General features: G+C 70.8%; 18 protein-coding genes. 14 read left to right on the top strand and 4 right to left on the bottom strand.

Going from position 1 to position 24,196, the window contains the following annotated elements:
• Window positions 1–1,542: an MFS transporter gene (locus OG241_RS39650; protein ID WP_405822538.1), complete on the bottom strand. Its 1,542-nt coding sequence runs from the start codon at window positions 1,540–1,542 to the stop codon at window positions 1–3.
• Window positions 1,543–1,638: 96 nt separating this feature from the next.
• On the opposite strand from OG241_RS39650, the gene OG241_RS39655 reads away from it, so the two are divergent.
• Window positions 1,639–2,220: a TetR/AcrR family transcriptional regulator gene (locus OG241_RS39655; RefSeq protein WP_405822540.1), complete on the top strand. Its 582-nt coding sequence runs from the start codon at window positions 1,639–1,641 to the stop codon at window positions 2,218–2,220.
• On the opposite strand, the gene OG241_RS39660 is transcribed toward OG241_RS39655, so the two are convergent.
• Window positions 2,217–3,443 (bottom strand): PucR family transcriptional regulator, encoded by a 1,227-nt coding sequence (locus tag OG241_RS39660; protein WP_405822542.1) that lies wholly within the window; start codon window positions 3,441–3,443, stop codon window positions 2,217–2,219. The two genes, OG241_RS39655 and OG241_RS39660, sit on opposite strands and share 4 nt — an antisense overlap.
• 133 nt (window positions 3,444–3,576) lie before the next feature.
• Between OG241_RS39660 and OG241_RS39665 the strand changes: the two genes are divergently transcribed.
• Both OG241_RS39665 and pruA read left to right on the top strand, forming a co-directional pair.
• A complete protein-coding gene (locus OG241_RS39665; protein ID WP_405822544.1) occupies window positions 3,577–4,503 on the top strand; it encodes a proline dehydrogenase family protein in 927 nt (308 codons plus the stop codon).
• Between the two features lie 37 nt (window positions 4,504–4,540).
• Entirely contained in the window at window positions 4,541–6,181 is a 1,641-nt protein-coding gene (gene pruA / locus OG241_RS39670; RefSeq protein WP_405822546.1) for an L-glutamate gamma-semialdehyde dehydrogenase, read from the top strand.
• A gap of 62 nt (window positions 6,182–6,243) precedes the next feature.
• On the opposite strand, the gene OG241_RS39675 is transcribed toward pruA, so the two are convergent.
• Window positions 6,244–8,148 carry a glycoside hydrolase family 97 catalytic domain-containing protein gene (locus OG241_RS39675; RefSeq protein WP_405822547.1) on the bottom strand — a complete coding sequence of 635 codons (1,905 nt, stop codon included), beginning with the start codon at window positions 8,146–8,148 and terminating at the stop codon, window positions 6,244–6,246.
• A 139-nt stretch (window positions 8,149–8,287) separates the two neighbouring features.
• Between OG241_RS39675 and OG241_RS39680 the strand changes: the two genes are divergently transcribed.
• The gene (locus OG241_RS39680) at window positions 8,288–8,833 is read left to right on the top strand and encodes a GNAT family N-acetyltransferase (RefSeq protein ID WP_405822549.1); all 546 of its coding nucleotides are present in this window, start codon (window positions 8,288–8,290) and stop codon (window positions 8,831–8,833) included.
• Between the two features lie 256 nt (window positions 8,834–9,089).
• Window positions 9,090–9,221: a hypothetical protein gene (locus OG241_RS39685; protein WP_006374903.1), complete on the top strand. Its 132-nt coding sequence runs from the start codon at window positions 9,090–9,092 to the stop codon at window positions 9,219–9,221.
• A 21-nt stretch (window positions 9,222–9,242) separates the two neighbouring features.
• Here the strand turns inward: OG241_RS39685 and OG241_RS39690 are convergent, their stop codons facing one another.
• Window positions 9,243–10,814 (bottom strand): purple acid phosphatase family protein, encoded by a 1,572-nt coding sequence (locus OG241_RS39690; RefSeq protein WP_405822551.1) that lies wholly within the window; start codon window positions 10,812–10,814, stop codon window positions 9,243–9,245.
• A 142-nt stretch (window positions 10,815–10,956) separates the two neighbouring features.
• On the opposite strand from OG241_RS39690, the gene OG241_RS39695 reads away from it, so the two are divergent.
• From OG241_RS39695 to OG241_RS39735, 9 genes are all read left to right on the top strand, one after another.
• On the top strand, window positions 10,957–11,997 hold the full coding sequence (locus tag OG241_RS39695; protein ID WP_405822553.1) for a 3-isopropylmalate dehydrogenase: 1,041 nt from the start codon (window positions 10,957–10,959) through the stop codon (window positions 11,995–11,997).
• Window positions 11,998–12,266: 269 nt separating this feature from the next.
• Window positions 12,267–13,355 (top strand): branched-chain amino acid aminotransferase, encoded by a 1,089-nt coding sequence (locus OG241_RS39700; RefSeq protein WP_405822555.1) that lies wholly within the window; start codon window positions 12,267–12,269, stop codon window positions 13,353–13,355.
• Between the two features lie 59 nt (window positions 13,356–13,414).
• Window positions 13,415–14,605 (top strand): sensor histidine kinase, encoded by a 1,191-nt coding sequence (locus OG241_RS39705; RefSeq protein ID WP_405822557.1) that lies wholly within the window; start codon window positions 13,415–13,417, stop codon window positions 14,603–14,605.
• The gene (locus OG241_RS39710) at window positions 14,602–15,261 is read left to right on the top strand and encodes a response regulator (RefSeq protein ID WP_405822559.1); all 660 of its coding nucleotides are present in this window, start codon (window positions 14,602–14,604) and stop codon (window positions 15,259–15,261) included. The genes OG241_RS39705 and OG241_RS39710 overlap by 4 nt, the downstream gene beginning before the upstream one ends.
• Window positions 15,262–15,385: 124 nt before the next feature.
• The gene (locus OG241_RS39715; RefSeq protein WP_405822561.1) at window positions 15,386–16,027 is read left to right on the top strand and encodes a GPP34 family phosphoprotein; all 642 of its coding nucleotides are present in this window, start codon (window positions 15,386–15,388) and stop codon (window positions 16,025–16,027) included.
• A gap of 25 nt (window positions 16,028–16,052) precedes the next feature.
• Window positions 16,053–17,609, top strand: coding sequence for a carboxylesterase/lipase family protein (locus tag OG241_RS39720; RefSeq protein ID WP_405822563.1), 1,557 nt, complete (start codon window positions 16,053–16,055; stop codon window positions 17,607–17,609).
• Window positions 17,610–17,757: 148 nt separating this feature from the next.
• Window positions 17,758–19,035 (top strand): TolB family protein, encoded by a 1,278-nt coding sequence (locus tag OG241_RS39725; RefSeq protein ID WP_405822565.1) that lies wholly within the window; start codon window positions 17,758–17,760, stop codon window positions 19,033–19,035.
• Window positions 19,036–19,357: 322 nt separating this feature from the next.
• Window positions 19,358–20,962, top strand: a complete 1,605-nt coding sequence (cimA, locus tag OG241_RS39730) for a citramalate synthase (RefSeq protein WP_405822567.1) — start codon at window positions 19,358–19,360, stop codon at window positions 20,960–20,962.
• Window positions 20,963–21,135: 173 nt separating this feature from the next.
• Window positions 21,136–24,162 (top strand): glycoside hydrolase family 3 protein, encoded by a 3,027-nt coding sequence (locus OG241_RS39735; protein WP_405822569.1) that lies wholly within the window; start codon window positions 21,136–21,138, stop codon window positions 24,160–24,162.
• The last annotated feature ends 34 nt before the right edge of the window (window positions 24,163–24,196 follow it).

Genomic DNA, 24,196 nt, shown 5'->3' on the forward strand with positions numbered 1-24,196 from the left:
TCACTCGCTGACCTCCCGCACAGTCACCCCCCGCAGCGCCCGCGCCGCCAGCAGGGCCGCCCCCAGCGTCACCACGACCCCGGCGATCGCAGCCGCCTGCATTCCGTGGGTGTACGCCTCCCTCGCCGCCGTGATCAGCGCGTCTCCCGTGCGCGCCGGGAGCCGGTGGGCCACTGCCAGGGCGCCGCCGAGGGTTTCGTGGGCCGCGGCGGGTGCCGAGGCCGGGATGTCGTGGCGGTAGACCGCCGTGCCGATCGAACCCAGTACGGCCATGCCCAGCGCGCCGCCGAACTCCGCGCCCGTCTCCAGCAGGGAGGAGGCGGCGCCCGCCTTGTCGACCGGGGCGGTGCTCAGGCCCAGGTCCATCATCTGGGACATCACGGTGACTATGCCGGCCGCGAGGACCCCGGCGCCGCCCAGCACGAGCCACATCGAGTCCGTTCCGACCAGGGCCAGCAGACCGTATCCGCAGGCCGCCGCGACGAAGCCGCCGGCGACGACGCGGGCGCGCTCAACGCCCCGCTGGACCAGTGCACCGGCGAGCGGCGCGGCGGCGCCGACCAGGACGGCCGGCAGCAGGCTCCACAGCGCGGCCTCCAGGGAGCTCTTGCCGAGCACCGACTGCAGGTACTGCGTGGTGAAGAACGCCGAGCCCATCATCGCGAACGCCGAGATCAGGTTCAGGGCGACGGCCGGGCCGAAGCCCCGGCCCCGGAACAGCGCGGGGGAGATGAGGGGTGAGGCGGCCGTGCGCTGGCGCTGGACGAAGAGGTACGCGAAGAACAGGCCGACGGTGACCGAGAGGACGTACTGCGTGTGCCAGCCCTCCGACGGGATCTCCTTGAGGCCGTAGATCACGGGGAGTACGGCGGCCATCGACAGGGGGACGCTGAGGAGGTCGAAGCGGCCCGGGTTCGGGTTCTTCGACTCGGGGAGCAGGACCGGGCCGAGGACCAGCAGCAGTGCCATCGCGGGCAGGTTGACCAGGAAGACCGAGCCCCACCAGAAGTACTCGACCAGCAGTCCGCTCATCACCGAGCCGAGGGCGACGCCGCCGGTCATCACGCCGGACCACATGCCGATCGCCTTGGCGCGCTGTCCCGGGTCCCGGAACATCGTGCGGATCAGAGCCATCGTCGACGGCATCAGGGTCGCGCCGCCGATGCCGAGGACCGCGCGGGCCGCGATCAGGGTCTCGGCGCTGTCGGCGTAGGCGGCGAGCAGCGAGCCCGCGCCGAAGGCGACGGCGCCGATGAGGAGGAGCCTGCGGCGGCCGATGCGGTCGCCGAGCGAACCCATCGTCATCAGCAGGCCGGCCAGGACGAAGGCGTAGATGTCGAAGATCCAGAGCTGCTGGGTGCCGGTCGGCTCCAGGTCGGCGCTGATCGAGGGGACCGCGAAGTAGAGGACGGAGACGTCCATCGAGACCAGCAGCAGCGGCAGCATCAGCACACCGAGCGCTGTCCATTCGCGGCGGCCGGCCCGGGGGCCGGGGGAAGCGGTCGAGCTCGTCGAGGTTGTCGGGTTCGTCGAGTTGGTCATGGCAGTGAATGTACGGGCGTCTTAAACGGTTGTCTAGAACGTTCGTGTAATTCGTTTGTCTAGGACGTTCGTATGGATCGCGAGTAGGGTGGGTGCATGGGACATCGCGAGGATCTGCTCGAAGGCGCCAAGCGCTGCCTGCTGGACAAGGGCTTCGTGCGCACGACCGCGCGCGACATCGTCAAGGAGTCGGGGACCAACCTGGCGTCGATCGGCTACCACTACGGCTCGAAGGACAAGCTCCTCGCGGAGGCGTACGTCTCCCTGGTGGAGGGGCTCTCCGACGACTTCACCCCCGCCGCGGGGACGGCCGGCGCGACCGAGCCCGGCTCGCTCGACCGGTTCCAGGAGGTCTGGTCGAACATCATCGACACCATGCAGCAGCCGGACTCCCTCTGGCGCCTGAGCATGGAGATCGTGGCCATGGGGGATCAACTGCCCACCGTCCGCGATCACTTGGCGACGGCCCAGCGTGAGGCGGGGCGCGGCATCATCCCGCTGTTCCTCGGGGGGAGGGAGGAGGACGTGCCGGAGGACGACGTCGACACCGTCGGGCAGTTCTACAACGCCCTGATGACCGGGCTCATCTGCCAGTACGTCTTCGACCCGACAACGGCACCGACCGCGCAGCAGCTCACCGAGGGGTTCCGCCGGGCCATCGCGGCAGCCAAGTCCTAGCCAGGGCTGTTCCAGGGACTCTCGCCCTGGAGGCGCGCGCCCTTCAGCGCCATGTGCAGCAGCAGGCGGTCCTCGCCGTCGTCCAGGTCCAGGCCCGTCAGCCGCTCCACCCGGGACAGGCGGTAGTACAGCGTCTGGCGGTGGATGCCCAGTTCCGCCGCGGTGCGGCCGGCCTGGCCCGCGCGGTCGAGGTAGACCTCGGCGGTGCGGGCCAGTTCCTGGTGGGCGGGGGCGAGCAGGGTGCGTACGGCGGGGTCCTGGGCCGCGTCCGGGGGCAGCGCCGTGAGCAGGCGGTACGGGCCGATGGTGCCCCACTCCGCGACCGGGCCGAGGTGCGGCTGGGCCAGGGCCGCGCGGGCCGCCGCCGAGGCCTCCTGCCAGGCGGTGCCCAGACCGGCGAGGCCGGTGCGCGGTGCGCCGACGCCGGCCGCGACAGCGCCCTCCGTCTCCTTCAGCAGCCTTGCCACCGCCGTGAGCGCCGGGGCGGGCACGTCCGTCGCGCGCAGCCGAATCAGCAGGGCCAGGTACTGGGACGCAGGGCCCCACGGCACCGTGCACACCGCCGTCGCGTGCGGCACCGTACGGGCCGAGGGGGCGGCGTCCGGATCGGCCGACGGCCAGGGCGCCACACACACCACCGCGTGCGGGCCCTCGCCGCGCGCCCCCAGGGCCGTACGCAGCGCCGCCACCGCCATGTCCCGCTGCCAACCGCGCTCGGCGGTCAGCACTGTCCGGAACTCGCGCGTCAGGTCGGCGCCCGCCTGCGCGTCGTCCGCGAGCAGCGCGCCGATCCGCTCCGTCACCTCCATGGCCGCCGTGAGCTGCTCCGCCGACGGGCCGGGATCGTCGTCCAGCAGCCAGACGTAGCCGAGAACGACACTCCGATGGCGTACGGGGAGACAGATCCGGCCCCGGTACACCCCCGCCTCCGGGGTGGGCGGGATCCGCACCGGGCCGCTCGCGCGTGTGATGCCGAAGCCCTCGAACCACGCGCGCACCGCCGACGTCGAGCGCCGGGTCAGGATCGAGCGGGTGCGGACGGGGTCCAGCGCCGACGTGTCCAGTTCGCCCTCGCTGTCGTACGCGCCGAAGGCGAGCAGCTCGAAGTCGCGGTTCTCCAGCGTCGCGGGGGCGCCGAGAAGCTCCGAGATGTCGTCCACCAGCTCCTGGTAGTCGCCGTGGTGGTCGCCGCTCGCCTGGCTCATGGGGGCATTCTCCCGCATACCCCGGCTGCCTTCGGACATCTGTATGAGATCTGGGGCACGGATGCGTGACAGCTGTCGATGGCCCACGATCGGAGGGATCCCTAGGTTTCACGGTGGTTCTCCGTCTACCGGCCTTTTGTGGAGGTGCCCCGTGCTGGGTCCCGTGATTCTCGCCGCCTCGCGCAGCGACCGGATGCGCCGACTGATCTCGGCGGCCCCGGTCACCAGGCCGGTCGTCGACCGCTTCATCCCCGGCGAGACGGTCGACGACGTCGTACCGATCGTCCGGGACCTCACCGACCGGGGGCTTGAAGTCACCCTGGACGTGGTCGGCGAGGACATCACCACCCCCGAGCAGGCCTCCCACGCCCGGGACGCCTATCTGGAGCTGGTCGAGCGGCTCGGCGAACTCGAGCTGGGCACCCGCGCCGAGATGTCGGTCAAGCTGTCGCTGTTCGGCCAAGCGCTGGAGGGCGGGCACGAGCTGGCCCTCGCCAACGTCCGGCCCGTCGTCGAGGCCGCCGCCGCGATCGGGACGACGGTCACGCTCGACGCCGAGGACCACACCACCCTCGACTCGATGTTCGCGATCCACGAGGAGCTGCGGAAGGACTTCCCGCAGACCGGCTGCGTCATCCAGGCCTACCTGTACCGCACCGAGGCCGACGCCCACCGCCTCGCCGACAGCGGCAGCCGCGTACGGCTGGTGAAGGGCGCGTACAACGAGCCCGCCGAGGTCGCCTACCAGCAGAAGTCCGAGACCGACAAGGCGTACGTCCGCATCCTGCGCATCCTGATGGACGGCGAGGGGTACCCGATGGTCGGGTCCCACGACCCGCGCCTCATCTCCATTGCCCAGGATCTCGCCCGGCGCGCCAGCCGCAAGCCCGACGAGTACGAGTTCCAGATGCTGTACGGGATCAGGAGCGACGAGCACCTGCGGCTCGCCGCCGAAGGCCACCGGATGCGCGTCTACACCGCCTACGGGACGGACTGGTACGGGTACTTCATGCGGCGGCTGGCCGAGAAGCCCGCCAACCTCCTCTTCTTCGGACGCTCGATCCTCACCAAGGGCTGAGACCAACCACCCCGCTCAGTTAAGGAGTCACGGAAGCATGGACGCCGTCACCCAGGTCCCCACCCCCGTCAACGAGCCGGTGCACGGCTACGCCCCCGGGTCGCCCGAGCGGGCCCGCCTGGAGATCAAGCTCAAGGAACTCGCCGAGAACCCCGTCGACCTGCCGATGACCATCGGAGGCGCGCGGCGCATGGGCGGCGGCGAGCGGTTCGACGTCGTGCAGCCGCACCACCACAAGGCCCGCCTCGGCACCTACGCCAACGCCACCCAGCAGGACGCCCAGGACGCGATCAACGCGGCCCTCGCCGCCGCGCCCGCCTGGCGTGCGATGTCGTTCGACGACCGGGCCGCGATCATTCTGCGCGCCGCCGAACTGCTGGCCGGCCCCTGGCGCGAGACCCTCGCCGCCTCCACCATGCTCGGCCAGTCGAAGACCGCCCAGCAGGCTGAGATCGACTGTCCCTGCGAGCTGGTCGACTTCTGGCGCTTCAACGTCAAGTTCGCGCGCGACCTGCTCGCCGAGCAGCCGCCCGCCAACTCACCGGGCGTCTGGAACCGTCTCGACCACCGCCCCCTCGAAGGCTTCGTCTACGCGATCACCCCCTTCAACTTCACGGCCATCGCGGGGAATCTGCCGACGGCGCCCGCTCTGATGGGCAACGTGGTGGTGTGGAAGCCGTCCCCGACGCAGACCCACTCCGCCGTTCTCCTCATGCGGCTGCTGGAGGAGGCCGGGCTCCCCAAGGGCGTCATCAACCTCGTCACCGGTGACGGCATCGAGGTCTCCAAGGTCGCTCTGGAGCACCGGGACCTGGCCGGCATCCACTTCACGGGTTCCACGAAGACCTTCCAGCACCTGTGGAAGACGGTCGGCGCCAACATCGAGAAGTACCGCTCGTATCCCCGGCTCGTCGGCGAGACCGGCGGCAAGGACTTCGTCGTCGCCCACCCGAGCGCCGACCGGGCGGTCCTGAAGACGGCCCTGACGCGTGGCGCCTTCGAGTACCAGGGCCAGAAGTGCAGCGCGACCTCCCGCGCCTACATCCCGGCCTCCATCTGGAACGACGGCTTCCGCGAGGAATTCGCCGCCGAGGTCGACCAGTTGACCATGGGCGACGTCACCGACCTCGGCAACTTCGTCGGCGCCGTCATCGACGAGCGCGCCTTCGCCAAGAACAAGGCCGCCATCGACCGCGCGAAGTCCGACCCGACATGCACGATCGTCGCGGGCGGCTCCTACGACGACTCGGTCGGCTATTTCGTCCGCCCGACGGTCGTGGAGTGCACGGACCCGGCCAACCCGGTCTTCACCACCGAGTACTTCGGCCCGTTCCTCGCCGTGTACGTGTACGACGACAGCTCGGCCGACAAGTACGACGCCATGCTGACCCAGATGGAGTCCGTGTCCGACTACGCGCTGACCGGTTCGGTCATCTCCGGTGACCGCGCGGCAGCCGCGTACACGATGGAGAAGCTGCGCTACGCGGCCGGCAACTTCTACATCAACGACAAGTCGACCGGCGCGGTCGTCGGGCAGCAGCCGTTCGGCGGCGGGCGTGCCTCCGGCACCAACGACAAGGCGGGCGCCCCGCAGAACCTGATGCGCTGGACCCTGACCCGCGCCATCAAGGAGACCCTGGTCGCGCCGACCGACTACACGTACCCGCACATGGGCTGATCGGCTGACGGCTCAGGGGTGAACGCCGGGCCCGCGCGACCGCGCGGGCCCGGCGTTCGTCGTCACTCCTTCTCGCAGGTCGTACGGCCCGGCTGCCAGCGGCAGGCCAGCGCGGCGAAGCCGCCGTCCGCGACCACGGGTACGGCGAGCGTGGCGCCGCCTCGTACGACGTGCGCCTCGCGCACCAGCCCCGAAGGGCCGTCCGTCACCGTCTCCACCAGCCAGCGGCCGGCGCCGAGGCGCAGCGGTACGTCCGCCGTTCGCGCCGCGCCCGCGAACGTGCCGCCGATGAACCAACGCCCGTCCGCCGCCCGTCGGGCCAGCACGGCGGAGCGGCCCGGGTCACCGGCCAGCAGCCGGGTCTCCTCCCAGCGCCGGGGCAGTTGCTCCAGATAGCGGCGGGCCTCGGGGCGGGCCTCGTACGACTCCGGGGTGCCGGAGAGGTTCTGGATGCCCGACTCGTACAGCACCGTCAGGCCCAACTCACCCGCGTCGGAAGCCACGTTGGGGCGCGCCGGGCGGTGGAAGGCGCCCGGGGTGAAGTCCATCGAGCCGATCGCGTTACGGGTGAAGGGGAGCGAGGCGAGCTGCTCGGCGGTGTTGTTGCGCTTCTCCTCGCCGCCCACGCCCTCCATCGTCATGACCTGCGGCCAGGTGCGCTGTATGCCCTTCGGGATCGTCGAGCCATGGAAGTTGACGAGGAGATGGTGCCGGGCCGTTGCTTCCAGGACCTCGTCGTACCAGCGCATCCGGTCCTGCGACTCCGAGTCCATGAAGTCGATCTTCACGCCCTTGACGCCCCAACTCGCCAGCGTGCCGAGCCACTTCTCGCGTTCCGCCGGGTCGGTGAGCAGGGTGTAATGCAGCCAGACCTGGACGCCGACACCCTTCGCCGCCGCGTAACGCACCAGCTCCGGCATCCAGTTGTTCGTCTGCCAGTCGGGGTCGATGACGTCCCACTCGCCGGGCTTGTAGTACCAGCCCGCGTCGACGACCTCGTACGGCCAGCCCCGCTCGGCCGCGTAGTCGACGTACGCCTTCTGCGCCGCCAGGCTCTGCCCTGCGGTCTTGCCGCCCGCGAGCCAGGTCCACAGGGCGGGGCCCGGCTTGATCCACGAGGTGTCCCGGACCCGGGAGGGTGCGGCGAGGTCGTCGACGAGGGTCGACTCAGTGACCGTGGCCAGGTCGCCGGTGACGATGGTGCGCCAGGGGGTGGTCAGGGTGCCGGTCGCCTTGATCGGCTCGTCGTTCCAGAGACCCACCCGGTACGTCGGTGAGCCGGCCTCGTGCGTCAGGTGGGCGCCCGCGTAGGTGCCGTTGAGGTCCGACTCGGCGATCAGCGCGTAGCCGCCGGGGGTGTTGAAGAGCGCCTGCATCGAGTAGCCGCCCGCCGGGGCCGTGGCCGCCGACTCGTAGCGTTTGAAGGGGAGTTCGTTGTCGGCGCGGTAGGCGTTGACGACGGCGCCGGTGTCCGGGGGGAGGGTGAAGGCGGAGGCCTCGCGCAGGACGTCGCCGGTCGCGCCCGGCAGGGTGTAGCGGTAGGCGACACCGTCGGGGGCCACCCGTACCACCAGGTCGAGACGGGCCCCCTCGGCGGTCCGGAACCGGAAGCGGGACTCGGTCATCCGGGCAACCCGCTTACGGGACTTGCCGGTTGTGGACGTGTAGCGCTCGGTGACCGTGCGGGTGCTGCGGCCGGACAGCTCCAACCCCGTGGATAAGTCGGCCTGTTCGGTGACCAGGCCCAGGGGAGAGGGGGCGAGGACCTGTTTACCGTCGCGTCTCACCGTGAGGGTCGGGTGGTTGTCGGCCGGGTCCAGTGCGACGACGGCCGTGGGGGAGCCGGGCGAGGCTTTCACCTCCCAGGCCGCCGCCGTCCCCGGATGCCCTGTCGTGGCCGCCTCGGCTGGCAGCGCTGTCACGGCAGTGGCGAGCAGGGCGGAGCAGAGGGTCAGCGCGATCGACATGAAGTACCCCTTCAGTCGTCAGTCATCCGATGACTGTGAGGCTGGTGGGTGGCGATAGGGCTGTCAAGGTGTCGTGCAGCGCTGCGTGCATGTTTTAGGTCGGATCAATCAGGCCTCGCCGGTTCGGAATACTGGAACCATGGCCCCGCTGCTGCGCACCGCCCACACCGCCGACCTCACCCCGGTCGAACTCGCCGCCGCCCGCGGGCTCCTGGACGCCGCCTTCGACGGCGGCTTCGGTGAGGAGGACTGGGAACACGCGCTCGGCGGCCTCCATGTCCTGGTCCGCGACGACACCGGTCTCCTCGCCCACGGCTCCGTCGTCATGCGCCGCGCGCTGCACCGGACCCGCTGGCTGCGCGTCGGCTATGTGGAAGCGGTCGCGGTCCGCGCCGACGCCCGCCGTCGCGGCCTCGGCGGGCAGGTGATGGACGCGCTGGAGCGGTATGTCGACGGCGGCTACGACTTCGGCGCACTGTCCGCCAGCGCCGACGGCTCCGCCCTCTACGCGGCCCGGGGCTGGCGGCTCTGGCCGGGGCGGATCAGCGCGCTCGGTCCGGCCGGTGTCGTCCACCTGCCGGAGGAGGAGGGCAGCGTGTTCGTTCGTCCTGCCTCTGCCGCCGCCGGTTCGCTCGATCCCTCGGAGGGGCTGGTCTTCGACTGGCGGGACGGCGACGTGCTGTAAAGACAAAAGGCCAGGTCAGCCGGGTGTGACTCAATCCGCCGTCTCAGATAGTAGGAAGTCCGAGTAATTGTGGAGACAGATGCCCTGTCCTCGCCTAGCTTTGTAGAAGCCGAACGTCTCGCCCGACCAGGCGAATGACGGCCGTGAGCCGATACCCCGTACAGGCAACCCCTGCGGTACCGCTGCTCCCCGTCCAATCCGGCGTCTCGAATCCCCCCTGCCGTACTCCCGGATTCCTTGAAGGAGTCGATTTCCCATGGCCGAGACGACCGTCCGCCGCCGAGTCCGCCACGTCTCCCCGACGAGCGAGTCCGACCGCAAGAACGCCGCCGCAGCTCTCCAGCGCGCCCTCGACCGCCGGGACAACGGCGGCCAGACAGGTCACTGAGGGCAGCCGGCCGCCCGCTCGCTACCCCCGCCGCACCTCGAAGTGGTCGATCCGCTCCCCGCTCTGCGCCAGCGCGGACACCGTGAGCCGGGGAGCCGTGCCCGGTACGCCTGCCGCCGCCTCCACCGAGAGGAACGAGTAGCCGGTGTAGCGCACACGCGACCACTCGACGGTGTCCTCGTGCCGCTCCTGCGACTTCGTCCAGTAGTAGCTCTCCACCGACTCCCGGTCGGCGACCTTCCCCTCGAAGCTGTCCTTCACCCCGTAGGGGAAGCTGTACAGGCTCTGACCCGCGCCGCCCGCCGTGACGTACACGGTGCCGTCCCGCGTCGGGTCGGTCGCCGCGCCTATCGGCACCTGTCGGCCCACCCGGCCTCCCTTGAGGGCGTCGGTCCGCTCGTACACGTGGTTGTGGCCGTTGATCACCAGGTCCACCTGGTGCTTGTCGAAGAGCGGCAGCCAGGCGTCCCGTACCCCGCCGTCGGAGGCGTGGGCCGCCGTCGTCGAGTACGTGCAGTGGTGGAAGAAGACCACGACGAAGTCGATCGCGTCCGACGCCCGGAGCTCGGCCAGTCGCCGGTCCAGCCATGCCGTCTGGCGGCCGTCCGAGTGGCCGAGGTTCGCGGGTATCTCGTACGACACGTCGTTCGCGTCCAGCGCCACGACGCCGACGTTGCCGTACGTGAACGAGTAGGCGCCCGGGGTGTTCTCGGCGTCGAAGCCGTTGTCCGGCAGCGACCAGCGGGCCGACTGGCCCCCGTACCCGTTCGGTGAGTACCACGCCTCCATGTCGTGGTTGCCGGTCGTCACCATCCACGGCACCGACCTCGCGACCGTCTCCGTCTGCTTCAGGAACAGGTCCCAGGCGGTCGGGTCGTAGCCGTCCGACTTCTCGCCGTGGCCGGTGACGTCCGCGTAGCAGATGTCTCCCGCGTGGAGGTGGAAGGCCGGGTTCCGGCCGAGTATCCCCTTGTCGTTGGCCAGTGCGTCCGGGGTGACTCCCTGGTCGCCGAAGGCCGTGAACACGAAACTCGCGGGGGCGGTCGCCGGTGCCGTGCGGAACGTGGCGAGGGTGGAGCTGTGCGCGCGGGTCGCCGGGTCGAAGTCCTCGTGGCCGACGCCGTAGTAGTACGTCGTCCCGGGGCGCAGTCCGTCGAGGGCCGCGTGCAGGTAGTACTGGTCCAGGTCGAGGCGTACGCCCGTCACGCCCGGCGTGTGCAGTGGGCGGAGCTCGGCCTCGATGCGGCGGCTCAGGTCGCCGGGCGTCGGGCCGACACGGACGTACGGCTTCCTGACGGCGAACGGGACCTGCCAGGAGATCCGCATCTGCGTCTTCGGGTCGGCGCCGAAGGCGAGATGGCGGCCGAAGGGTACGACGGCGGCACCGGGGACCTTGCTGGTCGCCGGACTCGCCGTACCCGTGCTCGACGAGCAGCCGGTCAGCAGACCGCCGCCGGCCAGCGCGCCCGCCGTCACCAGCGCGCGGCGCCGGGTGAGCCGCGTCCGCAGGTACTCGTACTGCTCCGCCATGCTCATCCGGCGGGCCAGCTGAGGCGGAATGCCGACGTCGGGGGTGTCCGGATGACTGTCCATGGGAGGGAACTTCCCAGCAAACCCCAACGTCCGCCACACATACAGGTGAACGCAGGTCGAAGAGCGGTCGCCACCCAGGCCGCTCATGTCCGTATCGCGGACACGGCATGTCATCCCATGGGACCAGGAGTACGGTGCCGTTATGTCTCGCAGCATCAATCTCGCAGTGATTCCCGGTGACGGCATCGGCCAGGAGGTCGTGGCCCAGGGGCTGAAGGTGCTCTCCGCCGTCCTTCCGCAGGATGTGAAGCTGGAGACCAAGGAGTTCGACTTCGGCGCCCGGCGCTACCACGCCACCGGTGAGACCCTCACCCGCGCCGACCTGGACGCCCTCAAGAAGCACGACGCCATCCTGCTCGGCGCGATCGGTGACCCGAGCGTGCCCTCCGGTGTCCTGGAGCGCGGCTTCCTGCTGAAGCTCCGCTTCGCCTTCGACCACCACGTCAACCTGCGTCCGTCGAAGCTCCTGCCCGGCGTGGCCACCCCGCTGGCCGGACAGCCCGCGATCGACTTCGTGGTCGTCCGCGAGGGCACCGAGGGCCCGTACACCGGCAACGGCGGCACCATCCGCCAGGGCACCCCGCACGCGGTCGCCACCGAGGTGTCGCTGAACACCGCCTTCGGCATCGAGCGGGTCGTCCGCGACGCCTACGCCCGCGCCCAGGCCCGCCCCCGCAAGAAGCTGGCGCTCGTCCACAAGAACAACGTGCTCGTGCACGCCGGTCACCTGTGGACGGACATCTTCAACAAGGTGGGCGAGGAGTTCCCCGACGTCACCACCGAGTACATGCACGTGGACGCGGCGACGATCTACCTCGTCACGCAGCCCGAGCGCTTCGACGTGATCGTCACCGACAACCTGTTCGGCGACATCATCACCGACCTCGCCGCGGCCGTCTCCGGCGGCATCGGCGTCGCCGCGAGCGGGAACATCAACCCGTCCGGCGAGTACCCCTCGATGTTCGAGCCCGTCCACGGCTCGGCCCCGGACATCGCCGGTCAGGGCAAGGCCGACCCCAGCGCCACCGTGCTGTCCGTCGCCCTCCTGCTGCGCCACCTCGGCTACGAGACCGAGGCCGTCCGTATCGAGGACGTCGTCACCGCCGACCTCGCGGAGCGCGGCACCTCGACCCGTACAACCGAAGAGATCGGCGACGCCCTCGCCGTACGAGTAGCCGGCTGACCCGCGGCGCTCCTCGAAGCAGAACCTCTCGAAGCCGTCGGGTCGCACATGCACCCGGCGGCTTCTCTTATGTCCCCGCCGGGTGTCACCATCATCCCCTGGGTCGCATTCACGCCCTTTTCGTCCATGGCCCCCTTCGCGCGATAATCGAACGCGGAGCCACGGACCGAGGGAATGCTCGGACGTCCTCATACCGGCCGCCGCGGTACGGCGGCCGTACGGGCGTGAGCGCGGCCCGTCACACACGAACCGGTGAAGGACACCCACTCATGACGACGCCCACGATCGAGCTCAAGCCCTCGGCCTCGCCACTTTCCGGCGCGGAGCGCGAGGCGATCCTGGCCAGCCCCGGCTTCGGCCGCCACTTCACCGACCACATGGTGACGATCCGGTGGACCGAGGGCCGCGGCTGGCACGACGGCCAGCTCGTCCCGTACGGCCCGCTCTCCATCGACCCCGCGAACATGACCCTGCACTACGCGCAGGAGATCTTCGAGGGCCTCAAGGCCTACCGCCGGCCCGACGGCTCCGTCGCCACCTTCCGCCCGGAGAAGAACGCCCTGCGCTTCCAGCACTCCGCGCACCGTCTCGCGATGCCCGAGCTGCCCGTCGAGACGTTCATCGACGCCATCGACGCGCTGGTGCGGCAGGACATCGACTGGGTGCCCGCGCACGGCGGCGAGGAGTCCCTCTACCTGCGCCCCTTCATGATCGCCACCGAGGTCGGCCTGGGCGTCAAGCCCGCCAACGAGTACCTGTTCCTGGTGATCGCGTCCCCCGCCGGCGCCTACTTCCCCGGTGGCGTCAAGCCCGTCTCCATCTGGCTCTCCGAGGACCGCGTCCGCGCCGTCCCCGGCGGCATGGGCGACGCCAAGACCGGCGGCAACTACGCGGCCTCCCTCCTCGCCCAGGCCGAGGCCGCGGAGCAGGGCTGCGCCCAGGTCTGCTACGTCGACGCCGTCGAGCACAAGTGGATCGAGGAACTCGGCGGGATGAACCTGTACTTCGTGTACGGGGACCGGATCGTCACCCCCTCCCTCACCGGCTCCATCCTGGAGGGCGTCACCCGCGACTCCCTCCTCACCGTCGCCCGCGACCTCGGCTACACCGCCGAGGAGGGCCGGATCTCCGTCGACCAGTGGCAGCGCGACGCCGCGAACGGCACGCTGACCGAGGTCTTCGCCTGCGGTACGGCGGCCGTCATCACCCCCGTCGGCACGGTCAAGCGCACCGGCAGCGAGTGGCAGCAGGGCGGCGGCGAGCCCGGCAAGGTCACCCTGCGGCTGCGCGAGGCACTCCTCGACATCCAGCGCGGCACGGCGGAGGACAAGCACGGCTGGATGCACCGGCTCGGCTAGGACCCCTACGTACCTGCCGGTCACGCCCCGAGTCGTACGACAGGCTCTAGGCTCGGGGCGTGGATCGCAGCAGTGGACAGCCCGGCGCCGCGTTCGTGAGGGAGGCCCCGGGCGAACTGTCACCCCGGGCCGCGCGGACGCTGTGGTGGGGGTCGGCCGCTGCGGTGCTCGCCGTCCTGGGCACCCCGGTGATCGTCGTCGGCGTGGAGCACGGCCGACGGCTGCCCGTGGCCGTGGCCCTGGTACTCGCCCAGGTCTGCGTTCTGAAGTGGCAGGTGCGGGCCCCGGCCGCCGTCCTGGCCGCGAACGCGGTGACGGGGCTCGCGGTCTGGGCGCTGCTGCCGGCGGTGACCCTGACCGGGGCGCTGCTCGCCGCGCAGGTCACGCTGTGTGTGCTGTCGGCGACCAGGCCGCGCCGGGTGTCGGTGCGGGCGCTCGCGGCGATGTGCCTGCCCGCCCCGCTCGCGTTCGGGGCGGGCGGCGCCCCGGGTCTGATCATCTTTCTGCTGACGGTCGTCCTGGCGTGGACCGCGGGTCAGTGGCGCAGGGCGCAGCAGGAACGGACCAGGGCGGAGACGCGCCGGGCCGTGGTGGAGGAGCGCGCGAGGATCGCGCGCGAGGTGCACGACATCGTGGCCCACACCCTGTCGGTGATGGTCGTTCAGGCGGGCGCCGCCGACGACGTGTTCACCGAACGGCCCGAACAGGCCCGGCAGTCGCTGCGGGCCATCGAGACGGGCGCCCGCTCGGCACTGGGCGAGCTGCGCCTGCTGCTGCGCGCCTTCCGGCCCGACGAGGAACACGACGGGGCAGGCGAGGAGCACGGCGGAGCCGGGGAGCAGCGGGAGCCGGGGCCTTCGCTCGCACGCCTGGACGAACTGGCCGACACGGTGCGCGCGACCGGGATGACCGTGCGCGTGCGGCGCGAGGGCGCCACCGACGGGCTGCCGGCCGCGGTGGATCTGGCGGCGTACCGAATCGTCCAGGAGGCCCTCACCAATACGCTGCGGCACGCGGTCGGCGCGGACGAGGTGAGCGTGCGCGTGACCGCCGAAGGGGAGTGTGTGCAGGTCACGGTGGTGGACAACGGGCGTGCGCCGCAGGGCCGTTCGACCACGGCGGGAGAGGGGCGAGGTCTGGTGGGGATGCGGGAGCGCGCACGGCTGGTGGGCGGCAGCCTGCGTGCCGGTTCGCGGGCCGGAGGCGGCTTCGAAGTGGCGGCGCGGCTGCCGGTGGAGGGCACGTCATGACGACCCGCGTGGTGGTGGCCGACGACCAGGTCCTCGTCCGGACCGGATTCCGCATGATCATCGAGGCCCGGGACGACCTGGAGGTGGTCGGTGAGGCGTCGGACGGTCAGGAGGCGGTGCGGCTGACGCGGGAACTGGCGCCCGACGTGGTGCTGATGGACGTACGCATGCCCGTCCTCGACGGCATCGAGGCGACCCGGCGCATCGCGGAGTCCGGCAGCGGGGCCCGGGTGCTCGTGCTGACCACCTGGGACGTGGACGCGCATGTGGTCGCCGCCCTGCGGGCCGGGGCGAGCGGGTTCCTGCTGAAGGACATCAGGCCCGTCGAACTCGTCGACGCGATCCGGCTCACCGCGCGTGGCGACGCACTGCTGGCACCGACCGTGCTGAGCCGCGTTCTCGACCGGTTCCTGCGCACCACGCCCGATCCTGCGCCCCCGCCCTCGCTGCAGGGCCTCTCCGGTCGCGAGAGGGAGGTGCTCACCCTGATCGGGCAGGCCCTGTCGAACGCGGAGATCGCCGGGCGGCTGCGGTTGTCGGAGGCCACCGTCAAGAACCATGTCACCGCCGTGCTACGCAAACTGGGCCTGCGGGACCGCGTCCAGGCAGTGGTCGCCGCCTACGACCACGGCCTCGTGCGGGCACGCGGAACCTGACCGGCCCGACCCCTCGGCCTCATCCTTAAGGAGGAGGCCGGGGCCGCCATCCCCCCGCGTTCCCAGGATCGATCCGTGCTTTCGGCCGATCCGTGGCCGGGGCCGCCGACCGTAGCGTCGAATTGTGACCGATGACCTGCCCTGCCTCATGTATCTCCTCGCCCACGACGACGCGGCCGAGGGCCCCTATGACCGTTCCCGGACGGAGCTGCTGGTCCGTGCCGCGGCCCTGGCCGACCTCGCGTCTCGCGGGCGGCTGCGGGAGGCGGGCGGCACCGTCACCGTGTCCTCCGGTACGGAGCCGGTCGGAAACCCCGTCCTGGACGGCGTTCTGCGTGACGTCGCCGGCGGACACAGCTGGAAGCACCTCATACGCCGCCACCGCGGGCGAACGCTGACCGAGGTGGAGGGCAGGCTCGCCGAGGCGGGACTCCTCACCGTGAAGGCGCCCCGCACCCGCTTCGGCACCCGGCGGCTGACCGTGACCGACCGAGCCGTGCCCGCCGCCCTACGGACCCGTGTGTCCACGGCGCTGCACGGGGAGGGCCCGGTACGGGACATCCCCGTCGCCGACGCCGTGCTGCTGGCGCTGGCGGCGGCGGGCGCCGTCCGCCCGATCGTGTCCCGGCAGGACCAGAAGACCTTCCGGGCACGTATCGACGCCTGCACGGGCCGGCTCACCGACCTCGCGCCCGGCCTGGAGAAAGCTGTACGCGCTCTGCCGATGACCATGATCGCCGCACAGGGCGGCATGGGCGGCGGCTGACCGACCCGACGGGGAGATGACGACCATGCACCGTGTCCTGACCACCCTGGGCTGCGCCCTCACCGCCGTGCTCGCGACGGCCTGGTCCGCGCCGCCACCGACAGAGCCCGCCACGCCCGCCGCCGCCACGACGGTACGCACTCACGACGGCGTCGTGCACGGCGCCGCCCACAACGGCTACCGCACCTTCGAGGGCATCCCCTACGCGGCGCCCCCGGTCGGTGACCTGCGCTGGACGCCACCACACCGCCCGACCCCCTGGTCCGGGGTGCGGGACGCGACCCGGCCCGCGAGCGCCTGCCCGCAGCCGGCCGGCGAGGTGCCCGGCGGCAGCACCGACGAGGACTGCCTCCACCTGAACGTGACGACGCCGGACGGGGCGGAACCGGCGCGTCCCCGGCCGGTCATCGTGTGGCTGCACGGCGGCGGCTTCACCACCGGAGCGGGCAGCTCGTACGACGCCCACCGCATGGCGACCCGGGGCGACGTCGTGGTGGTCACCGTCAACTACCGCCTCGGGGCCCTCGGTTTCCTCGCGCACTCCGGGCTGCCCGGCTCCGGCACCTTCGGCCTCGCCGACCAGCAGGCGGCGCTGCGCTGGGTCCGCGCCGGGATCGGCGCCTTCGGCGGCGACCCGCGCAACGTGACGCTGGCCGGTGAGTCGGCGGGCGGCTACAGCGTCTGCGCCCAGCTCACCTCACCCTCGGCGGCGGGCCTCTTCGACCGGGCGATCATCGAGAGCGGCCCGTGCACAGGCCGCCTGGACCGGCCGTTCGCACCGTCCTCCGTCCCCTTGTCCACAGCGCGCGCCACGGGTGCGGACCTCGCGGAGAAGGTCGGCTGCGGATCCGCCCGCGACGTCCTGTCCTGCCTGCGGCGCGTGCACGTCTCCCAGCTGTTCGCCGCCCAGGACGTCGACCAACACCCCGCCAACACCACCCCGTTGCTGCCCCGCGACCCCGCGCGGGCGATCGCCGCCGGCCGCTTCCACCACGTCCCCGTCCTCATCGGCAACAACCACGACGAGGGCAACGGCTGGGCCGCCGGGATCGTCCAGGCCGGCCATCCCGTGACCCCCGACACCTGGCCCGACATCGTGTCCGCCTTCTTCCCCGCGCCGGGGGAGGCGCGGGCGATCGTGCGCGAGTACCCGGTGCACCGCACCGACGGGGGCCCGGTGTTCGGCGCGGTCATCGGCGACGGCGACTTCGCCTGCCCGACAGCGCGTGCCGACAGCCTGCTCCGGGCCCATGTACCGGTCTGGCGCTACGAGTTCGCCGACGAGCACGCCCCACAGCTCACCTCGGGCACACCGCCCTTCCCGCTCGGCGCATCGCACGCGACCGAGCTGGCCTACCTCTTCGACCTGGGAGGCCGCCCCGCCGGCCTGACCGCCGCACAGCACCGGCTGGCCGACACCATGATCGACTACTGGACCCGCTTCGCCCGCACCGCCGACCCGAACGGCCCGTCGTCGCCGCACTGGCCCGGGCACGCAGTACTGAGCCTGGCACCGGACCACGTCGTGCCCACCTCCACGGGGCGGTCCCGCCACCACTGCGCGTTCTGGGACACCCACTGAGGCGGCGACCTCGTCCGCCACCTCCGAGAGCACCGTCATCGTGTTCGAGCCGGCGTCATCCGATCCGGTGAACGGGAACACCGGTGGGGTTAACGGGCGTCTTCCTCTGGACAGTTCACCGAGAACGCTCAATCACGGGGGATCAACCATGCACACGTACAGCACCAGTCACAGGAACACGTACGGCGACACCTACGGGAAAACGCGTCGTCGCGCCGCGCTCGCGGTCGCCGTCGTCGCGGCCGTCGCCTCGGGGGTTCTCACCGCACCCGTGGCGGGCGCCGCACCCAGGGTGCCGTACACCGAGCCGATCAGCGTCACTCCTGCGGGCAAGGCGGGGAACGGCGCTACGCGTATCTCCGTCATCAGCCGCAACGGCCGCCACATCGCGCTGAGTTCGGACGCCGAGGATCTGGACCCCAACGTGTCGCACGGCGGCATGTACGTACGCGATCCGCACACCGGCAAGCTCCGCTTCGCGGGATTCGGCGGCCTGGTGGCGATTCTCAACGACGGCCGCCACGTCGACGTCGAGTACGCACCGTCCGCCGGGGACACCGACGTGTGGATCCGGAAGATCGGCACGTCGAAGCGGGTGGGCTTCGGCATCGAGATCCCCGACGGCTTCACCGGGCAGCCCGCCGAGGTCTCCGTCAGCCCCAACGGCCGCTACGCCGTCTACACGCTCCAGGAGACCGCGCAGAACAACAGCAGCGTCGTCTTCCTGCGCGACCGAGTCGCCGGCACCACCCAGCGGATCAGCCACCCCAAGCCGACCTGGGAGGCACGCAACGCCTTCCAGCCGACGGTCAGCGACGACGGACGTCGCGTCGTCTACCAGTACAACTACATGAACGGCCCGCGTGGCGACGACTGGGGCGACGTCTGGATGTACGACCGCACCACCCGCGAGTACACCCAGATCGACCGCTCCCACGACGGCACACCGACCGAGAAGGAGTCCCTGAACCCGTCCATCAGCGGCAACGGCCGCACGGTCGTCTTCGAGTCCCGCGACACCCACCTGGTCCCCGGCGACACCGACGCCAGCTGGAACGTCTTCGTGCACGACATCCGCACCGGCAAGAACCGGCGCATCCACGGCACCCAGGGCGGCCCCGGCGAGGTCTACACCCGGTCCGCCGCGATCAGCGCCGACGGCCGCTACCTCACCTTCACCTCGGAGGTGACGGAACCCGGCAGCCGGTACGGCAAGGAGTACCCCGTCTACCTGCGGGACCTGAAGAGGGGCACCACCACCCTGGTCACGCCCGACACCACCGGTGGCACCGCGACCGCCGAGGTCCGGCCGGGCCGGATCGCCGACGGCGCCCACCGCATCGTCTTCCAGTCGTCCGACCCGACCCTGATCCCGGCCGGCGACACCAACGACGGCGCCGACGCGTTCGTACGACACCTGCGGTGATCAGCCCGGTGATCACCCCAGTGCTCGCATCCTGAGACGGAGGGTGAGCACGGAGGCGGTCTGTGCCAGACTGCCTCCGTGCTCTCGTTCGCCACGATTATTGGCAGCAGGCGCGCCGGTCCGCAGTGACCGCCTCGTACTACCCGGTACGGGCGGCCATCGTCGTCTTCGACCCGCGCGCAGACCTCTCGCACCCGCGAGGGGTTTTTCGCTTTTCTGGCCCACCTTCAGCCGGAGAAGGAGCGCGAGGGATCATTGGGGGACGGTGGAGCCGGTCATTCCGGTACAGACCGAGATCGACATCCTCAGGAGCCTTGAGATCATGACGGAACCCAGCGAACTCGACGACTCGTTCCACGTCTTCGACACCACCCTGCGCGACGGCGCCCAGCGCGAGGGCATCAACCTCACCGTCGCCGACAAGCTGGCCATCGCACGGCACCTGGACGACTTCGGCGTCGGCTTCATCGAGGGCGGCTGGCCGGGCGCCAACCCGCGCGACACCGAGTTCTTCGCCCGCGCCCAGCAGGAGATCGACTTCCGGCACGCCCAGCTGGTGGCCTTCGGTGCCACCCGCCGGGCCGGCGGCAAGGCGAGCGAGGACCCGCAGGTCAAGGCGCTCCTCGACTCCGGCGCACCCGTCATCACCCTGGTCGCCAAGTCCCACGACCGGCACGTCGAGCTGGCGCTGCGCACGACCCTCGACGAGAACCTGGAGATGGTCCGCGACACCGTCGCTCACCTGCGCTCCCAGGGCCGCCGCGTCTTCGTCGACTGCGAGCACTTCTTCGACGGCTACCGCGCGAACCCCGAGTACGCCAAGGACGTCGTCCGGGTCGCGTCCGAGGCCGGCGCCGATGTCGTCATCCTCTGCGACACCAACGGCGGGATGCTCCCGGCCCAGGTCCAGGCGGTCGTCGCCACGGTCCTCGCCGACACCGGCGCCCGCCTCGGCATCCACGCCCAGGACGACACGGGCTGCGCGGTCGCCAACACCCTCGCCGCCGTCGACGCGGGCGCGACCCACGTCCAGTGCACGGCGAACGGCTACGGCGAGCGCGTCGGCAACGCCAACCTGTTCCCGGTGGTGGCGGCCCTGGAGCTGAAGTACGGCAAGAAGGTCCTCCCCGACGGCGCCCTGCGCGAGATGACCCGCATCTCCCACGCCATCGCCGAGGTCGTCAACCTGACCCCGTCCACGCATCAGCCGTACGTGGGTGTCTCGGCCTTCGCCCACAAGGCGGGCCTGCACGCCTCGGCCATCAAGGTCGACCCCGACCTCTACCAGCACATCGACCCCGAGCAGGTCGGCAACACCATGCGGATGCTGGTCTCCGACATGGCGGGCCGCGCCTCGATCGAGCTCAAGGGCAAGGAACTCGGCGTCGACCTGGGCGACGACCGCGAACTGGTCGGCCGGGTCGTCGCTCGGGTGAAGGAGCGCGAGCTCCAGGGCTACACGTTCGAGGCGGCCGACGCGTCCTTCGAGCTGCTGCTGCGCGCGGAGGCCGAGGGCAAGGCCCGTACGTACTTCGAGGTCGAGTCCTGGCGCGCGATCGTCGAGGACCGCCCCGATGGCAGCCACGCCAACGAGGCCACGGTCAAGCTCTTCGCCAAGGGCGAGCGCATCGTCGCCACGGCGGAGGGCAACGGCCCGGTGAACGCCCTCGACCGCGCCCTGAAGGTGGCCCTGGAGAAGATCTACCCGCCGCTCGCCAAGCTGGAGCTGGTCGACTACAAGGTCCGCATCCTGGAGGGCAAGCACGGCACGCAGTCCACGACCCGTGTCCTCATCGCCACCTCGGACGGCAAGGGCGAGTGGTCGACGGTGGGCGTCGCCGACAACGTGATCGCCGCGTCCTGGGAGGCGCTGGCGGACGCCTACACGTACGGACTGCTGCGGGCAGGCGTGGAACCCGCGAAGTAGGGAGCAGGGCGCAGGGCCGGATCCGGGCAAAGTGGCGGGTGGCGAGTTCGGCACCTTGACGGTCCCCTGGGGCGCTTGTTGACTCACGGCGTGTTCCAGCCGTGAGTTCACGCAAGGTGTTCAAGTGGGCTCAAGGACTCAAGGACAGGCCTCCGAGAGCCGAGGGAAGGTCCATGCGCCGAACCGCCCTGCTCGTCTGCGCCACTCTGCTGACCGGGTTGTTGCCCCTGGCCGTCGCGGACACGGCGGCCGGGGCGGACGACCCCGCCCCCGTCCCGGTGGACCGCTTCGAGGGCGAGGTCCCCTTCGCGTCCCCGCCCGCCGACGGCATCTTCACCTGGGGCGGCGACAGTGACGACCCGCCCCAACTCGCCCTCACCGAAAGGGCGGACGCTCCCGAGGGCGCCAAGGTTCTCACCGGCACCTACGACATCAGCGGCTACGGCGGCTTCACCCACGACTTCGCCTTCGCCGAACCGGCCCACGACTGGTCGGGGAGCAAGGGCATCCGCTTCTGGTGGGACGGCCGGAACAACGGCAGGAAGGTCAACTTCGAGCTGAAGGACGGCGGTGCCAACGGCGAGGCCTCCGAACTCTGGACGACCTCCTTCACCGACGACTTCACCGGCTGGAAGCAGATCGAGCTCCCCTTCACCGACTTCGTCTACCGCACGGACTACCAGCCGGTCGGCGGCATCGACCAGATTCTCGGCCTCACCGCGACCTGGGGATACGCCCTCACCCTCCCCGTCGGGATCAGCGGCCGATTCGCCATGGACGGCGTCGAGTTGTACGGCCATGCGGACCAGTCGCTGCGCGCGTCCGTCACCACCGACTCCGCCGTGTACCCGGTGAAGGAGGGCGGTACGGCAAAGGTCCGCGTCGCCGTCGGCACGACCGGTGCCGCCCCGCTGACCGACCCCGTGACGGTCGCCTACGAGACGACAACCGGCGGCACGGCATCGGAGGGCACCGACTACCCGCCCGTCCGCGGCGAGTTCACCTTTCCGGCGGGCACCGTCTCCGGCACCTCCCGCACGATCCAGGTCCCCACCCGCAAGGACAGGTCGGCGGAGCCGGCGGAGACAGTCCCCCTCAAGCTCACGGTCACCGGCGCCAGGGCCCCGGCCGAGACACCGCGGATCGTCATCGACGCCCATGAACTCCCGTATCTGAACGACAAGTTGCCGGTGAAGCAGCGGGTCGTCGACCTCATCTCCCGGATGTCCCTGGCGGAGAAGGCCGGCCAGATGACGCAGGCCGAGCGCGGAGCCGTCGCGGCGACACCCGGTGACATCGCCGCCTACGACCTCGGTTCGCTGCTCTCGGGCGGCGGTTCGACGCCCACGCCCAACACCCCGGCGGCCTGGGCGAAGATGATCGACGGCTTTCAACTCCGGGCGCAGGCAACGCGGTTCCAGATCCCGTTGATCTACGGGGTGGACGCCGTGCACGGCCACAACAACCTGGTCGGCGCCACGGTCCTGCCGCACAACATCGGCATCGGGGCCGCCCGCGACCCCCAACTCGCCTACGGAGCAGGGAAGGTGACGGCGGCCGAGGTCCGCGCCACCGGCATCCCCTGGGACTTCGCGCCCTGTCTCTGCGTGGCCCGTGACGAACGCTGGGGGCGGACCTACGAGTCGTTCGGCGAGGACCCGGCGCTCGTCGAGTCGATGGAGACGGTGATCCAGGGTCTCCAAGGGCGCGCGAACGGCACGGAGTTGAAGAGAAACGACAAGGTTCTCGCCACCGCCAAACACTTCGTCGGCGACGGCGGCACCATGTACGGCTCCTCCACAACCGGCTCGTACACCATCGACCAGGGCATCACCGAGGTCACCCGGAAGCAGCTGGAGACGGTCCATCTGGCCCCCTACCAGGACGCCGTCGACCGGGGAGTCGGCTCGGTCATGCCGTCCTACTCCTCCCTCGACATCGCGGGCGACGGCCAGGGACCGGTGAAGATGCACGCCCGTGCCGACCTGATCAACGGTGTGCTGAAGGGCCGTATGGGCTTCGACGGCTTCGTCGTCAGCGACTGGCAGGCCATCGACCAGATTCCCGGCGACTACGCCTCCGACGTCCGTACGTCCGTCAACGCGGGTCTCGACATGATCATGGTTCCGTACGCCTACCAGGACTTCCACACCACCCTCGTCGCCGAGGTGAACGCCGGCCGGATCAGCGAGAAGCGTGTCGACGACGCCGTCGCCCGCATTCTCACCCAGAAGTTCAGGCTCGGCCTCTTCGAGAAGCCGTACGCCGACACGAGCGGGGCGGCGGACATCGGCTCGGCCGAACACCGCTCGGTGGCAAGGCAGTTGGCGGCGAAGTCCCAGGTGCTGCTGAAGAACGAGCACGGCCTGTTGCCGCTTCGCAAGTCCCAGAAGGTGTACGTCGCCGGGTCCAACGCCGATGACATCGGCAACCAGACCGGCGGCTGGACCGTCACCTGGCAGGGCTCCCCCGGGGACATCACCGACGGTACGACGATCCTGGAGGGCATGCGAAAGGCGGGCGGGGACATCACCTACTCCAAGGACGCGTCGGCGCCGACAACCGGCTATGACGTGGGCGTCGTGATCGTGGGCGAGACCCCTTACGCCGAGGGCGTGGGCGATGTCGGCAACGGCAACGACCTGGAGCTGAGCGACGCCGACAAGGCGGCGGTCGACAAGGTGTGCGCGTCGATGAGGTGCGCGGTGCTGGTGGTCGCCGGGCGCCCCCAGCTCGTCGGCGACAGGCTCGGTGACATCGACGCCCTCGTCGCCTCCTGGCTGCCGGGCAGCGAGGGCGAGGGCGTCGCCGACACGCTCTACGGCAGGCGGGCGTTCACCGGCCAACTCCCGCTCACCTGGCCGAAGTCGGAGGCTCAGCTGCCGATCAACGTGGGTGACGCGACGTACGATCCGCAGTTCCCGTACGGCTGGGGACTCACGACGAGGACCAAGATCGCGGCGGGTGGGGACAAGACCCTGAAGGCGCTGGCGGTCGCGGCTGCCGCGGCCGAACGGGCCCACGACGGGAAGGCGGGACGCGCGGTCGTCACCGAGGCGCGGTTGATCGTGCAGGCGAAAATCGGGCAGCACATCACCCCGGCCGCAGCCAGACCCTTCGCCGACGCCGACCATCTGCTGCTGACCGGACGGTACGGCGCGGCCGTGGGGAAGCTGAGGGCCGCGTACCGGGCGGCCTGAGCGGAGGCGGCCGCCTGCCCTCTTTATGCCCTTT

The organism is Streptomyces sp. NBC_01390, from assembly GCF_045040105.1.
In the GTDB taxonomy this organism is placed as follows: domain Bacteria; phylum Actinomycetota; class Actinomycetes; order Streptomycetales; family Streptomycetaceae; genus Streptomyces.